This window comes from Burkholderia sp. AU30198 (assembly GCF_020419825.1).
Classification (GTDB): domain Bacteria; phylum Pseudomonadota; class Gammaproteobacteria; order Burkholderiales; family Burkholderiaceae; genus Burkholderia.
In genome coordinates, this window is the sequence record NZ_JAIZSA010000022.1 from 74,324 (window position 1) to 89,093 (window position 14,770).

Consider the following 14,770-nt stretch of genomic DNA (forward strand, 5'->3'; position numbering starts at 1 on the left):
GCCCGGTTTGGGATCGCAGGGCCACGCGAGCGCCGCGATTCCGCTGTTTGCCGTATTTGTTTGCCGCGCTTGTTTGCCGAATTTGCTCCGATGACACGAACCCGTTCTACCGCTCCGTCTTCTTCCGGCCGCCCGGCGCGCCTGTCCGCGCTGCATCTCGCGCCCGATTCGCTCGGCTTCGCACTCGACGCGGCCGCGCAGGCGGTCGATGCGGTGCGGCGCGGCACCGCGCTGCCGGCAGCACTGTCCGCGGTATTCGCGCAGATGCCGTCCGGTGCGCAGGCACTCGGGCGCGGCGCGACGCAGGACGTTGCGTACCGGACGATGCGTCGCCTTGGCAGCGCGGACTGGCTGATCGGCCGACTCATCAGCAAGGCGCCGCCCGCGCACGTGCACGCAGTACTTGCCGGCGCGTTCGCGCTGCTGCTCGACCCGGCGGACGAGGCTGCGTATCCGGCGTTCACGGTGGTCGACCAGGCCGTGACCGTGATCGGCTCACGTCGCGAATACGCGTTCGCGAAGGGGATGGTCAACGCGGTGCTGCGCCGTTTCCTGCGTGAGCGCGACGCGCTTGTCGCGGCGCTGCAGGACGATGTCGTCGCACGCTGGAACTACCGTGCGTGGTGGGTCGATTCGGTGAAGCGCGCATGGCCCGACGCATGGCAGGCGATCCTCGCGGCCGGCGAGCGCCAGGGGCCGTTGACGTTGCGCGTGAATGCGCGCCGCGCGAGCGTCGACTCGTATCTCGATACGCTGCGCGCGAACGGGATCGAAGCGATCGCGATCGGCCGGCATGCGGTGCGGCTCGCGTCGGCGCTGCCGGTCGATCGCATTCCCGGGTTTGCCGACGGCGTCGTGTCGGTGCAGGACGCCGGCGCGCAGCTCGCAGCGCAATGGCTCGGCGCGCGCGACGGCATGCGCGTGCTCGACGCATGTGCGGCGCCTGGCGGCAAGACAGGCCACATTCTCGAACTCGCCGATGCGGAAGTCGTTGCACTGGAAAGCGACGCCACGCGTGCGGCGCGGATCGGCGAGAACCTCGTGCGGCTGTCGCTCGAAGCGGACGTGCGCGTCGGCGACGCGGGTGCACCTGACGCGTGGTACGACGGCCGCCCGTTCGACCGCATCCTGGCCGATGTGCCGTGCTCGGCGTCAGGCATCGTGCGTCGGCACCCCGACATTCGCTGGCTGCGCCGCGAGGCCGACATCCCGGCGCTCGTCGCGGAACAGCGCCGCATCCTGTCGGCGTTGTGGCCGCTCGTGAAGCCGGGCGGCGAACTGCTTTACGTGACCTGTTCGGTCTTCCCGGAAGAAGGCGAGTTGCAGGCCCGCTGGTTTGAAGCGGCCTGTGAAGATGCGGTACGATTGGACGCCCCCGGCCAGCTGCTGCCGGGCAGCGTACAGGGAGGGGCGGCCGCCGGCGCACTCGACCACAACACCGATCACGACGGATTTTTCTACGCGCGGTTTCAGAAACGGTGACGATCAAACACCTTTTTCCACTTCGGCTCGCGGCCGTCCTGATGGTCGCGTTGACGCTGTGCCTGGCCGTCGTCCGGCCGGCGCATGCCGAGTCGATCGCTGTGCAGCGCGCGTCGCTCCAGTCCGACGGAAGCGGCTGGAGCCTCGACGCCCGCTTCGATTTCGAGCTGAACCCGAACCTCGAGGATGCCGTCAACAAAGGCATTCCGCTTTATTTCACGACCGACTTCGAGTTGAGCCGTGCACGCTGGTACTGGTTCGACGAGCAGCCGGTGGCGGTGACGCAGACGATCCGCCTGTCGTTCCAGCCGCTCACGCGCGAGTATCGCGTGTCGACGGGCGGCCTGCAGCTCGGCTTCCCGTCGCTGAAGGATGCGCTCGCGGTCATCAGGCACATCACGTCGTGGCACGTGATCGACCGCAACCAGGTGCGCTCGGGTGAAACCTACACGGCATCGGTGCGGATGCAGCTCGATACGGCGCTGATGCCGAAGCCGTTCCAGGTCGATGCCGTGAACAACCGCGACTGGACGCTCGGGTCGGACTGGAAGCGCTTCAACTTCACGGTGACCGAACGTGCTAAATAAAGTGCGCCGCGCGGCCAGCGGGAAGAGCCTCCTCGTTCGCGTAATCGTCTCGACCGTCGCGCTCACCGCGCTGCTGCTGCTCGTGCTGCTCGCGGCTGCGAGCGCGAACACCGAATTCTTCGACCGCTATTACTCGTGGCTGTACGCGACGAACATCGTCGTCGCGCTCGTGTTCCTGCTCGTCGTGCTCGGGCTGATCGGGATGATCGTGGTGCGCCTGAGGAAGGGCAAGTTCGGCACGCGGCTGCTCGCGAAGCTTGCGGTGTTCTTCGCGCTCGTCGGCGTGGTGCCGGGCGGGATCATCTACATCGTGTCGTACCAGTTCGTGTCACGCAGCATCGAGTCGTGGTTCGACGTGAACGTCGAGACGGCGCTGACGGCCGGCCTGAACCTCGGCCGCGGGATGCTCGATGCGTCGCTGTCCGATCTGCAGACGAAGGCACGGCTGATGTCCGACCAGCTCGCGAGCGTCGATGCGAACACCAACGGCACGACGCTCACGCTGCTGCGGTTGCGCGACCAGTTCGGCGTGCAGGACGCGACGATCATCGAGCCGAGCCGTGCCGGCTCGGGTGCGGCGCCCGAACTGCACATCGTTGCGCAGGCATCGGGCAATTTCGCGGCGCTGATTCCGGACGACCTGCCGACACCGCTGATGCTGAACCAGGCGCGCGAACACGGCGCGTACGCGGCGATCGAGGGCGAAGTCGACGGCGACCCGCGCGCGCACGGCGCGAAGGGGGCGCTGCGGTTGCGCGTCGTGCGGCCGATTCCCGACGCAACGACGTCGCTGCTGCAGCCGGCGGAACGCTTCCTGCAGCTCACGCAGCCGGTGCCGCCCACCCTTGCCCACAACGCGGACGCGGTGCAGCGCGCGTATCGCGAGTATCAGGAAAAGTCGCTCGGCCGCACGGGGCTGCGCAAGATGTACATCGGCACGCTGACGCTCGCGCTGTTCCTCGCGACCTTCATCGCGATGATGCTCGCGCTCGCGCTCGGCCAGCAGCTCGCGCGGCCGCTGTTCCTGCTCGCGCAGGGCACGAAGGAAATCACGGAAGGCGACTACACGCCGAAGCGCGAAATCAAGACGCGTGACGAGCTCGGCTTCCTCACGCAGTCGTTCAACGCGATGACGCGCCAGTTGTCCGAGGCGCGGCTCGCGGTGGAGAAGAACCGCGTCGCGCTCGAGCATTCGAAGACGTATCTCGAGAGCATCCTCGCGAACCTGACGGCCGGCGTGTTCGTGCTCGACCGCCAGTTCCGGCTGACGACGGCCAATCGCGGCGCCGAGCGGATCTTCCGGCAGCCGTTCAACGCGCTGATCGGCACGACGCTCGACCGGATCGGCGTGGCCGCCGGGTTCGGCGCGATGGTGCGCAAGGCGTTCGCCGATCGCGAGGCAGCGTCCGACGGCGGCAGCGGCGATCACGGCCACTGGCAGCAGCAGTTCGCGATCGAAGTGCCGGGCGAAGCCGATCCGCTGACGTTGCTCGTGCGCGGTACGCGCCTCGTGTCGACCGTCGAGGGGCAGGCCGACGATCCGCAGACGTCCGGTTACGTCGTCGTGTTCGACGACATCTCCGACGTGATTTCCGCGCAGCGTTCGGTCGCGTGGGGCGAGGTCGCGCGGCGGCTCGCGCACGAGATCAAGAATCCGCTGACGCCGATTCAGCTGTCGGCGGAACGGCTGGAGATGAAGCTGTCCGACAAGCTCGCCCCGCCCGACGCCGACGTGCTCAAGCGCGGCGCGACGATGATCGTCAACCAGGTGGCCGCGATGAAGCGGATGGTCGACGATTTCCGCGAATACGCGCGCACGCCGCCGGCGGTGCTCTCGAATCTGCAGTTGAACGAACTGGCGAGCGAGGTGCTCGGGCTGTACGGCGTGGGTGAAGGCAAGAGCGCGATCGTCGCCGAACTCGCGCCGTCGCTGCCGGTGATACGCGGCGACGCGACGCAACTGCGCCAGGTGATTCACAACCTGCTGCAGAATGCGCAGGATTCGGTCGCGGAGTCGGCGCATCCGCGTGTGTTGATCGAAACCAAGACAGTAGAATATGGCGATCCCGACGCCGAGGGCAAAACGCGCGTCGCGGTACGTCTTACCGTGTCCGACAACGGGCCCGGTTTTCCGGCGCGCATCCTGACCCGCGCGTTCGAGCCTTATGTAACGACGAAGGCGAAGGGCACGGGTCTGGGGTTGGCCACGGTCAAGAAAATCGTCGATGAGCACGGTGCGCGGATCGATCTGCGCAATCGCATGCACGGCGAGACCGTCGAGGGTGCGCAGGTGTCGATCCTGTTCCTGCAGATGGCGAGCGATGCGCCAGGCGCCGAATCGGGCGTGCAGGACGGGGCGGCCCCCGCCAAGACAAAAGCAAGTGAGCAGACAAAGGCAGCGTAAATGGCAACCATCCTGGTGGTAGATGATGAAATGGGCATCCGGGAATTGCTCTCGGAGATCCTCAGCGATGAAGGGCATGTCGTCGAGGCGGCGGAGAACGCGCAAGCCGCGCGGGAATACCGGTTGAATCAGGCGCCCGATCTCGTGCTGCTCGATATCTGGATGCCCGATACCGACGGCGTGACGTTGCTCAAGGAGTGGGCAGCGCAGGGGCTGCTGACGATGCCCGTGATCATGATGTCCGGGCACGCGACGATCGATACGGCCGTCGAGGCGACGAAGATCGGCGCGCTCGATTTCCTCGAGAAGCCCATCGCGCTGCAGAAGCTGCTGAAGTCCGTCGAGCACGGTCTCGCACGCGGCGCGGCGCCGGTATCCGCGAACGCGGCCGCGAAGGTCGGCGCGGGGCAGGCGGCAGGGCCCGCGGCGGTTGCGTCCGCGGCCGCGCTGCCGACGCTCGGCGACGACATGGCTTCGGCACTCGGCCTCGCGGGCCAGACGGCCGCGATCCCGTTCGACATCCCGTTGCGCGAAGCGCGCGATGCGTTCGAGCGTGCGTACTTCGAATATCACCTCGCACGCGAAAACGGCAGCATGACGCGCGTCGCGGAGAAGACGGGCCTCGAGCGCACGCACCTGTATCGCAAGCTCAAGCAGCTCGGTGTCGAGCTCGGCAAGAAGCCGTCCGAAGGCGCCGTATAAAATATTTCGTGAAAGTACTTGATCAAGTAACGAAGGGTGGATATACTTTCTCTTCTTCGTTGGCCCGGTAGCTCAGTTGGTAGAGCAGCGGATTGAAAATCCGCGTGTCGTTGGTTCGATTCCGACCCAGGCCACCAGAATTAAAACCCCAAGAATCGGAAGGTTCTTGGGGTTTTTCGTTTGTGGTGGGGTTTGCGTGGTGAGTGGCAAGCGGAGTGGCTGCCCGGCAGCATTCGTGCGGGCATGATAAAATCCTTGCCCGCTCAATAACTTAGCGCATCGCTTCATGCGCACGGCAGGCTGCCAGCGTGGCGCCGCCGTGGCGCGCGGCAACGATGCCGCGCGATGGGCGGTATAAGCGCTCCGCCGCGTTCGCGGCCGATTGCGCTGCCTATACTGGTCGAGCCGGCCCAGGCCGGCACGCGTCGGGCCGCCCGGCGGCAGCCGGCCCCGGGGCGCAGCGCGACGCGAGCCTACACATTCACGGAGTATCACGGTGATTCGGACAGACGCTAAAGACGGCGCGCTCGTGTTGTTTTCCGGCGGGCAGGACTCGGCCACGTGCGTGGCATGGGCCCTCGAACGCTACCAGACGGTCGAGACGCTCGGCTTCGATTACGGCCAGCGCCACCGCGTCGAGCTCGAATGTCGCGAAGGCGTGCGCGAAGCGCTGAAGCGTGATTTTCCCGCCTGGTCGGAGCGGCTCGGCGACGATCACATGATCGACCTGTCGGTGCTCGGCGCGATCAGCGATACCGCGATGACGCGCACGATCGAGATCGAGACGGCGGCGAACGGCCTGCCGAACACGTTCGTGCCGGGCCGCAACCTGATGTTCATGACGATCGCCGCGGCGATCGCCTATCGCCGCGGGCTGCGCGTGCTGGTGGGCGGGATGTGCGAGACCGATTTCTCGGGCTATCCCGATTGCCGCGACGACACGATGAAGGCGCTGCAGGTCGCGCTGAACCTCGGGATGGACACGCGCGTCGTGCTCGAGACGCCGCTGATGTGGCTCGACAAGGCGCAGACCTGGCAGCTCGCCGAACAGCTCGGCGGCGACGCGCTCGTCGAACTGATCCGCGTCCAGACGCACACGTGCTACGTGGGCGAGCGCGCGGAGCTGCACGAGTGGGGCTTCGGCTGCGGCGAATGCCCGGCCTGCAAGCTGCGCAAGCGCGGCTATGAGGCCTACCTGAAGGGCGAACGCGTGACCGAAGCGCCGCTGTGAAGCGCGCCGCGGCACGGTGAATGAACAACGGATTCCGATCCGGATTTTGATCGACAGCGAGCGGCGCGAGCCGGACGAAGCACGATGACTTACGCGGTCAAGGAAGTTTTCTACACGTTGCAGGGCGAGGGCGCGAACGCCGGCCGGCCGGCCGTGTTCTGCCGGTTCGCCGGCTGCAATCTGTGGTCGGGCCGCGAAGAGGATCGTGCGGAGGCCGTGTGCCGCTTCTGCGATACCGACTTCGTCGGCACCGACGGTGAGAACGGCGGCAAGTTCAAGGACGCCGACGCGCTCGTCGCGACGATCGCCGGCCTGTGGCCGGAGGGCGAGGCGCATCGCTTCGTCGTCTGCACGGGCGGCGAGCCGATGCTGCAGCTCGACCAGCCGCTCGTCGACGCGCTGCACGCGGCCGGCTTCGAGATCGCGATCGAGACCAACGGCTCGCTGCCGGTGCTCGAATCGATCGACTGGATCTGCGTGAGCCCGAAGGCCGACGCGCCGCTCGTCGTCACGAAGGGCAACGAACTGAAGGTCGTGATCCCGCAGGACAACCAGCGGCTGGCCGACTATGCGAAGCTCGACTTCGAGTATTTCCTCGTCCAGCCGATGGACGGCCCGTCGCGCGACCTCAACACGAAGCTCGCGATCGACTGGTGCAAGCGTCATCCGCAGTGGCGGCTGTCGATGCAGACCCACAAATATCTGAACATTCCCTGAGCCACGGCTTTTGACATCGTGCTGATTACCCGAAAACTCGAATTCGACGCGGGCCACCGCATTCCCGACCACCGCAGCCAGTGCCGGAACCTGCATGGTCATCGCTACGTGCTCGAAGTCACGCTGCGCGGCGATCTCGTCGATACCGAGGGGGCGCCCGACCGCGGCATGGTGATGGATTTCGCCGACGTGAAGGCGCTCGCGATGGAGCACCTGGTCGGCAAGTGGGACCATGCGTTCCTGGTCTATGCGCGCGACGACGTCGTGCGCTCGTTCCTCGAGCAGATGGCCGACCACAAGACGGTCGTGATCGACCGGATCCCGACCGTCGAGAACCTTGCGGCGATCGCGTTCGACATCCTCGCAAGCGTGTACGACGCGCACTACGGCGTGAACCTGCGGCTCGAGCGCGTGCGCCTGTACGAAACGCCGAACTGCTGGGCCGACGTCGAGCGCCAGCCCGGCCGCTGATCCCGCCTTCCCGGCAGCCCCGCCAGCCGGCGCGGGCTGCCGGCGCCGCATCCCGCGGCTTCCCCGTCTCGCTCCCCGTCCGTTTCCACATTCCGCGTAACGCCGCGCTATGATCGTTGCGTGGCGCCGAAAAACGCAGCCGTGCGCCATCGCGCGGCCGGCGCTGTCAGATCGGCCGTCCACGGCCGACTGACGTTCCAGGGCCCGGTCCTGGCGCCGCCGTGCTTCGCTGCCCGGCGTGTCGCGCTCCGCTTTGCCCGTTGCTTGTCCCGTTCGATTGCCGTTCCGTCCAGGAGGCCGTATCGATGAGCACGCTCACCAATTCCCTCAAACAACGCCTGCGCGACGGCGACGAGCCGCTGTACGGCCTGTGGCTGTCGCTCGGCAGCGACTCGGCTGCGGAAGCGCTCGCGCATGCCGGCTACGACTGGCTCTGCATCGACATGGAGCACGCGCCGAACGACAGCCGCGATGTGGCATCGCAGTTGCGCGCGATCGCCGCCGCCCATCTGCCGAGCGAGCCCGTCGTGCGCGTGCCGGCGCGCGAACCGTGGCTCGTGAAGCGCGCGCTCGATGCGGGCGCGCGCACGCTGATGTTTCCGTGCATCGAGACCCCCGACGACGCCGCGCACGCGGTGCGGCTCACGCGCTATCCGTCGCCCGATTCGCGGGACGGGCTGCGCGGCGTCGCGGGCATGGTGCGTGCGGCGGCGTTCGGCATGCGCCGCGACTACGTGCAGACGGCCAATGCGCAGGTCGCGGTGATCGTGCAGATCGAATCGGCGCGCGGGGTCGACGAAGTCGAGCGGATTGCGGCGCTGCCCGGCGTCGACTGCCTGTTCGTCGGCCCGGCCGATCTCGCGGCGAGCCTCGGGCACCTCGGCGACATCCGCCACCCGGACGTCGAAACCGCGATGGCGCGCGTGCTCGCGGCCGGCCGGCAGGCCGGCGTCGCAGTCGGCATCTTCGCGGGCGATACGGCGGCCGCGCGCCAGTATCGCGAGGCCGGCTATCGGATGATCACGCTGTCGGCCGACGTAAGCTGGCTGTTGCGCGCAACGCGGCAGGCGCTGCAGGAGGTACGGTCATGAACGGTGGCGATGGCGCGTGCCGTGGGCGCGCACGGGGCGCGATCGGGGTGCGCGGGCAGGTCGGCGCGATGCTCGGCCTGTGGGCCGTGTGTATCGCGGCCGCTGCGCAGGGCGCACCGCAAGCGAAGCCCGATCCGTCGCGCGAGACGCAATCGGCGGTCGCCGACTACAACGCCGGCGACTATCGCGCGGCGCTGGTGCAGTTCCACGACGCGGCCGAGCGCGGCGACCGTCTCGCGCAATTCAACTACGCGATGATGCTGCTGACGGGCGAAGGCGTGACGGCGAACGTCGACGAAGGGCTGCGCTGGCTGAAGCGCGCGGCCGACGCGAACATGTCGCATGCGCAGTACGTGTATGGCCGGATGCTCGACGACGGCGAGTTCGTCGCGCGCAATCCGGCCGAAGCGCATCGCTGGTTCCTGCGGGCGGCGAAGCAGGGGCATGTGCAGGCCGAGCTGTCGCTCGCGAACCAGTTCCTCGACGGGCGCGGCACGCCGCGCGACAACCGGCAGGCGTTCGCGTGGTACAAGCAGGCCGCCGATGCGGGCGAGCCGACCGCGCAGTACGTGACCGCGTCGTTCTACGAGCGCGGCGGCGACGGCGTCGCGCAGAACCTGAACATCGCGCGGGCGTATTACGCGGCGGCCGCCGCACAGGGCGACGAGACGGCCGGGCTGAAATTCAAGGAGCTGAGCGCGCGGCTGAAGGCGCAGGGGCCGGCATCGGGTGCCGGCGCGGAGCCGGGAGGGGCGCACGCGCCGCCGCCGTGAGCGGGCGCTGCGCTACGCTGCGCTACGCTGCGCGGCCGCGTTCGGCACACGCGGTCGAAAAAAACGGCGCCGAGGCGCCGTTTTTCTTGGTGTGATGCGTGCCGCGCGGTCAGCTCTTCATCAGCCGCCGCTGCCGCCCGACGCTCATGATCATCCCGATCGCGATGCCGAGCGTCGTGAGCGCGGTGCCGCCATAACTCATGAACGGCAGCGGCACGCCGACGACCGGCAGCACGCCGCTCACCATCCCGATGTTGACGAACGCATAGACGAAGAACGCGAGCGTGAGCGAGCCCGCGAGCAGGCGGCCGAACAGCGTCGCGCCCTGCGCGGCGATATAGAGCCCGCGTGCGATCAGCGCCATGTACAGCGTCAGCAGCACGAGCCCGCCGACGAGCCCCCATTCCTCGGAGAACACCGCGAAGATGAAGTCGGTGTGCTTTTCCGGAATGAATTCGAGGTGCGCCTGCGTGCCCTTCAGGTAGCCCTTGCCGAGCACGCCGCCCGAGCCGATCGCGATCACGGCCTGGATCGTGTGGAAGCCCTTGCCGAGCGGGTCGGAGGTCGGGTCGAGCAGCGTACACACGCGGTGCTTCTGGTAGTCGTGCATCAGCGGCCACTGCACTTCGGGCTGGCAGATGCGTTCTTCGAACACGGCGATCGAGCCGACCGCGATCACGCCTGCGACGAGCACGGGCACGATCAGCTTGAACGACAGGCCGGCGAGGTAGATCACGAAGAAGCCGGCCGCGAACACGAGCAGACCCGTGCCGAGGTCGGGCTGCTTCGCGATCAGCCCGACCGGCACCAGCAGGATCCCGAACGCGGCGACGAAGTCGTACCAGCGCACGCCGCCTTCGCGGCGCTGGTAGTACCACGCGAGCATCAGCGGTGTCGCGATCTTGAGGATTTCCGACGGCTGGATCACGACGCCGACGTTCAGCCAGCGCTTTGCGCCCTTCTTGGTCATCCCGAACAGCGCGACCGCGACCAGTAGCGCGACCCCGAACGTGTAGAGCGGGACCGCGAAGCGCATCAGCGTGGTGGGCGGGATGTTCGCGATCACCCACATCAGCACGAACGTCAGCAGGATGTTGCGCAACTGATCCTCGACCCGGCCCGGCATGTCGATCGCCGCGCTGTACAGCGTGACGATGCCGACGCACAGCAGCAGGAACACGATGAGGGCGAGCGGGCGGTCGAAGCCCGCGAACATCTGCTTGATCTTGTCGAGCCAGGCGCGCTTGTCGAATTGCATGCCTTTCTCCGTTAATGAGCGGTGCCGGCGTCCGCCGCCTTCGCGGGGGCCGTCGCACGGTGGTTGTCGTCGCGCGGCGTGGCGACGAGCGGCTGCGCATCGCTGGCGGGCCGGCGCGGCCGGTGCGGGCGCCGGATCGGCGGCAGGCTCGCGGCCCTCGGCGCCGCGGCGTTGGCGGGCAGGGCGGCGCTCGCGGCGGCGGCAGCCGACGCTTCGGAGGCCGCTGCGGCCGATGCCGCTTCCGCCGCGCTGGCCGCGGTCGGTACGACCGGCTGCGGCAGCGCGGTGAAGCCGGCCGCGACGGCAGCAGGCTTGTTCGCGTCGCCGATCACCGGTGCGTTGACGGGTTCGGTCGCCGATGCCGCGGCAGCCACGGCCGCCGCCTCGTTCTGCGCGTTCTGGCGGTCGATGAGATAGAAGTCGAGCACGCGGCGCGCGATCGGGCCGGCAGCCTGCGCGCCCCAGCCGCCGTTCTCGACGACCAGCGCGACGGCGATCTGCGGATGGTCGACCGGCGCGTATGCGATGAACAGCGCGTGGTCCCGCAGGTGCTCGGCGAGCAGGTGGCCCTTGTAGTTGGAGCCTTGCAGCGAGAACACCTGCGCGGTACCGGTCTTGCCGGCGGCGAGGTACGGCGCGCCGCGGAACACCTTGTACGCGGTGCCGGACGGATTCTCGATCACGTTCTCCATCCCGCGCTTCACGACGTCGATGTCGGCCTGCTTGAGCGGGATCACTTCGCTTTCCTTCGGCACGGTCAGGTGGCGCCCGCGCGTGATCGGATCCTCGACTTCCTTCACGAGGTGGGGTTTCATCACGACGCCGTTGTTCGCGAGCGTCGCGGTCGCGTGGGCGAGCTGCAGGATCGTGAACGAGTTGTAGCCCTGGCCGATCCCGAGGCTGATCGTCTCGCCGTCGAACCATTTCTGCTGCGCGGCCTTCTTGAACGCCTTCTTCTTCCAGTCGGTCGACGGCAGGATCCCGCGCGCCTCGCCCTGGATGTCGATCCCGGTGATCTGGCCGAAGCCGAACGGCTTCATGAAGTTCGCGATCGAGTTCACGCCGAGGTCGCGCGCGAGCATGTAGAAGTAGGTGTCGTTCGACACCATGATCGCCTTGTTCATGTCGACCCAGCCCTGGCCCGAGCGCACGTCGTTGCGGAACGTGTGGCCGCCGAACGTGAAGTAGCCGGGATCCTGGAAGCCCCAGCCCGGCGTGCGCTTGCCGAGCGTCAGGCCGGCGAGCGCCATGAATGGCTTGTACGTCGAGCCGGGCGGGTAGGTGCCGTGCAGCGGGCGGTTCAAGAGCGGCTTGTCGGTCGAGTTGTTCAGCTCGTCCCAGGTCTGCTGGTCGATGCCGTCGACGAACGAGTTCGGGTCGAAGCTCGGCGACGACACGAACGCGAGCACGTCGCCCGTCTTCGGCTCGATCGCGACGAGCGCGCCGCGCTTGCCGGCGAACGCCTGCTCGGCGACCTGCTGCAGCCCGATGTCGAGCGACAGCACGAGGTTGTTGCCGGGCGTCGCCTGCGTGCGCGACAGCGTGCGCACCGGCCGGCCGCCGGCCGTCACCTCGACTTCCTCGAAGCCCGTCAGCCCGTGCAGCTCGGTCTCGTAGCTCTGCTCGACGCCGATCTTGCCGATGTAGTCGGTGCCCTTGTAGTTGTTCGCGTCGCGGCGCGGATCGTAGTTTTCCTGGTCGCTGTCGTTGTCGTCGCTCATCGCGTCGATGCGATCCTGGTCGCGCTTCGAGATCCGGCCGATGTAGCCGATCACGTGCGCGGCCGTCGTGCCGAGCGGATATTGGCGGAACAGCCGCGCGCGCACGTCGACGCCGGGGAAGCGGAAGCGCTGCGCGGTGAAGCGCGCGACTTCGGCGTCGGTGAGCCGGGTGCGGATCGGCAGGCTCTCGAAGTTCTTCGAGTCTTCCTGCAGCTTCTTGAAGCGGCGGCGGTCGCGCGCGTCGATCGGGATGATCTCGGACAGTTTGTCGATCGTGTTGTCGAGCGTGTCGTCGAGCTTCGATGGCGTGATCTCGAGCGTGTACGCCGAATAGTTCTTCGCGAGGATCACGCCGTTACGGTCGGTGATGATCCCGCGGTTCGGCACGATCGGCGCGACCGAGATGCGGTTTTCCTCGGCCTGCAGCGCGTATTTGCCGTGCTGCATCAGCTGCAGGTAGAAGAAGCGGCTCGCGAGCAGCCCGAAGCAGACGAACACGAACACGCCCGCCGCCGCGACGCGCAGGCGGAACTTCGAGAGCTGCTGTTGAGTGTCGTTGAATTCGGTCATGCGATTAGGAGCGATCTGGCCCGCGCACGGCGTGCCGGTGCGGGCGAGGTGCCGCCCCGGAGCGCGGCGCGCGGCGGGCGTGGGGGCGGCGGGTATTCAAGGCGGGCCCCTGGCTCAGATGGGGCGCGTATCGTCCGGATCGACCGGGCGGCGTTGCGGCATCAGCAGCAGGTGGCTCGCGATCGGCCACAGCGCGGCTTCGACGAAGCCGTCGACCAGGTAGCGCCAGCCGGGGAACGCGGCGCCCATCACGAGGCGGATCACGAACGGGACGAGCTGCGCGACGACCAGCAGCGGCGTGACGTACAGCACCTGCACGCCGATCGGCATCCACAGCACGCGGCGGTGGATCGTGATCGCGCCGTACGACAGCAGCGTATAGGCAAGCGCATGCTCGCCGAGCAGCCCCGCGTCATGCACGTCCATCAGGATGCCGAGCGCGAACGCGACGCCCATCCCGACCTTGCGCGGCTGGTGGATGTTCCAGAACAGCAGCACGAGCGCGACGAAGTCGGGCACGCCGGGCAGGCGGCCCCACGGCATCAGGTTCAGCAGGAACGCGGCGGCGAGGCTGAAGACGATGAAGTACGGATTGACCGGCTGCAGGATGTATTGCGGGCGATTCATCGCTGGGCTCCTGGTTGCCCGGCCGCGGGCTTCGCGGGCGCGGCGGCGGGCTTGGCCGGAGCGGCCGGTGCCGCAGGCTTCGCGCCAGGCTGGGCCGCGGCGGCCGGCTTCGCATTCGCGTCAGCCTTGTCGGCCTTCTCGCCCTTCGCGGCGGCTTTCGCGCCCTTCTTGCCCTTCGCGTTCTTGTCGGCGGCCGGATCGGGCTCGGCCGGGCGCGGCGGGATGTCGTTCTGGTAATGCAGCACGAGCATCTGGCGCGCCCCGCGCACGGCGGCGAGCGGGGCGCAGGTCACGCGCGCGAACGCCGTATCGGCGAGCTTGTCGACGCGCGCGACCTTCGCGACCGGCAGGCCGGGCGGATAGACGCCGTCGAGGCCGCTCGTGACGAGCTCGTCGCCGACGACGAGATCCGCGCTCGTCGGCACGAAGCGCAGGTCGAGCGAATCGCCCTTCGGCGTGCCGTAGATCACGCTGCGCAGGCCGGTGCGCAGCACCTGCACGGGAATCGCGAGATCGCGGTCGGTGATCAGCGTGACTTCCGACTGCAGCGGGAACACGCGCGTGACCTGGCCGACCACGCCGTCTTCGCTGACGACGGGCGAACCGCCCTGGATGCCCTGCTGCGAACCGTGCCCGACCACGATCTTCTGCGTGAACGGATCGCTGGTGTCGTACTGGATCTCGACCGGTGTCGATTGCGTCGCGATGTGCTGGCGAAGCTCGAGTACCGCGCGCAGGTGCATGTTTTCCTGCGCGAGCACGGCGGCCTGGTTGGCCTGCGTGGACAGTTGCAGGTTGCGCTTGCGGAGATCGTCGTTCTCGTGGCGCAGCGACGCGCCGGTGACGGCGATGTCGGCCGCGCCCATGAACAGGTCGCGCGGCACGAGCGCGGCGCGCTGCAGCGGATAGAGCACGGTGCCGAGCACGCCGCGGACGATTTCGAGCGTGCTGAAGCGCGCGTCCGATACGAGGAGCGCGATGGCGAGGGCGACGAAGAAGATGAGCCGCGCGAGCGCGGGCGGACCTTGCTTGAAGAGGGGCGGCGGACTGTATTCCATGGTCGGCGCCGGGCGCGTGTGATCGGTTAAATGATGCTCAGACGCGCAAACGGCGCGGCGGTTCGTTCTGAACGAGCG

13 protein-coding genes and 1 tRNA gene are annotated in these 14,770 nt (G+C 67.9%); 10 read left to right on the forward strand and 4 right to left on the reverse strand.

What is annotated here, in order from left to right:
• The first annotated feature begins 90 nt into the window (after positions 1 to 90).
• The 10 genes from rsmB (at position 91) to LGN19_RS34105 (ending at position 9,458) form a co-directional block, all read left to right on the forward strand.
• The gene (rsmB, locus tag LGN19_RS34060) at positions 91 to 1,482 is read left to right on the forward strand and encodes a 16S rRNA (cytosine(967)-C(5))-methyltransferase RsmB (protein WP_226219673.1); all 1,392 of its coding nucleotides are present in this window, start codon (positions 91 to 93) and stop codon (positions 1,480 to 1,482) included.
• A complete protein-coding gene (locus LGN19_RS34065; protein ID WP_175222406.1) occupies positions 1,479 to 2,069 on the forward strand; it encodes a DUF4390 domain-containing protein in 591 nt (196 codons plus the stop codon). The genes rsmB and LGN19_RS34065 overlap by 4 nt, the downstream gene beginning before the upstream one ends.
• On the forward strand, positions 2,059 to 4,473 hold the full coding sequence (gene esaS / locus LGN19_RS34070; protein WP_226219674.1) for a sensor histidine kinase EsaS: 2,415 nt from the start codon (positions 2,059 to 2,061) through the stop codon (positions 4,471 to 4,473). The genes LGN19_RS34065 and esaS overlap by 11 nt, the downstream gene beginning before the upstream one ends.
• A complete protein-coding gene (esaR, locus tag LGN19_RS34075; protein WP_060125975.1) occupies positions 4,474 to 5,175 on the forward strand; it encodes a response regulator transcription factor EsaR in 702 nt (233 codons plus the stop codon).
• A gap of 61 nt (positions 5,176 to 5,236) precedes the next feature.
• A tRNA-Phe gene (locus tag LGN19_RS34080) sits at positions 5,237 to 5,312 on the forward strand.
• Positions 5,313 to 5,671: 359 nt separating this feature from the next.
• A complete protein-coding gene (gene queC, locus LGN19_RS34085) occupies positions 5,672 to 6,406 on the forward strand; it encodes a 7-cyano-7-deazaguanine synthase QueC (protein WP_226219675.1) in 735 nt (244 codons plus the stop codon).
• Between the two features lie 84 nt (positions 6,407 to 6,490).
• Entirely contained in the window at positions 6,491 to 7,123 is a 633-nt protein-coding gene (gene queE / locus LGN19_RS34090; RefSeq protein WP_226219676.1) for a 7-carboxy-7-deazaguanine synthase, read from the forward strand.
• Between the two features lie 18 nt (positions 7,124 to 7,141).
• The gene (gene queD / locus LGN19_RS34095) at positions 7,142 to 7,594 is read left to right on the forward strand and encodes a 6-carboxytetrahydropterin synthase QueD (protein WP_089451443.1); all 453 of its coding nucleotides are present in this window, start codon (positions 7,142 to 7,144) and stop codon (positions 7,592 to 7,594) included.
• A gap of 305 nt (positions 7,595 to 7,899) precedes the next feature.
• Complete coding sequence (locus LGN19_RS34100; protein ID WP_226219677.1) at positions 7,900 to 8,685, forward strand: HpcH/HpaI aldolase family protein; 786 nt, start codon at positions 7,900 to 7,902, stop codon at positions 8,683 to 8,685.
• A complete protein-coding gene (locus LGN19_RS34105) occupies positions 8,682 to 9,458 on the forward strand; it encodes a tetratricopeptide repeat protein (protein ID WP_174962953.1) in 777 nt (258 codons plus the stop codon). Before LGN19_RS34100 ends, LGN19_RS34105 begins: the two co-directional genes overlap by 4 nt.
• Before the next feature lie 109 nt (positions 9,459 to 9,567).
• Here the strand turns inward: LGN19_RS34105 and rodA are convergent, their stop codons facing one another.
• From rodA to mreC, 4 genes are all read right to left on the reverse strand, one after another.
• Positions 9,568 to 10,716: a rod shape-determining protein RodA gene (rodA, locus tag LGN19_RS34110; RefSeq protein WP_043184732.1), complete on the reverse strand. Its 1,149-nt coding sequence runs from the start codon at positions 10,714 to 10,716 to the stop codon at positions 9,568 to 9,570.
• A gap of 11 nt (positions 10,717 to 10,727) precedes the next feature.
• Positions 10,728 to 13,007 (reverse strand): penicillin-binding protein 2, encoded by a 2,280-nt coding sequence (mrdA, locus tag LGN19_RS34115; RefSeq protein WP_122946529.1) that lies wholly within the window; start codon positions 13,005 to 13,007, stop codon positions 10,728 to 10,730.
• A 114-nt stretch (positions 13,008 to 13,121) separates the two neighbouring features.
• Positions 13,122 to 13,634, reverse strand: a complete 513-nt coding sequence (gene mreD / locus LGN19_RS34120; protein ID WP_009687274.1) for a rod shape-determining protein MreD — start codon at positions 13,632 to 13,634, stop codon at positions 13,122 to 13,124.
• On the reverse strand, positions 13,631 to 14,692 hold the full coding sequence (mreC, locus tag LGN19_RS34125) for a rod shape-determining protein MreC (RefSeq protein ID WP_122946528.1): 1,062 nt from the start codon (positions 14,690 to 14,692) through the stop codon (positions 13,631 to 13,633). The genes mreD and mreC overlap by 4 nt, the downstream gene beginning before the upstream one ends.
• Between the last annotated feature and the right edge of the window lie 78 nt (positions 14,693 to 14,770).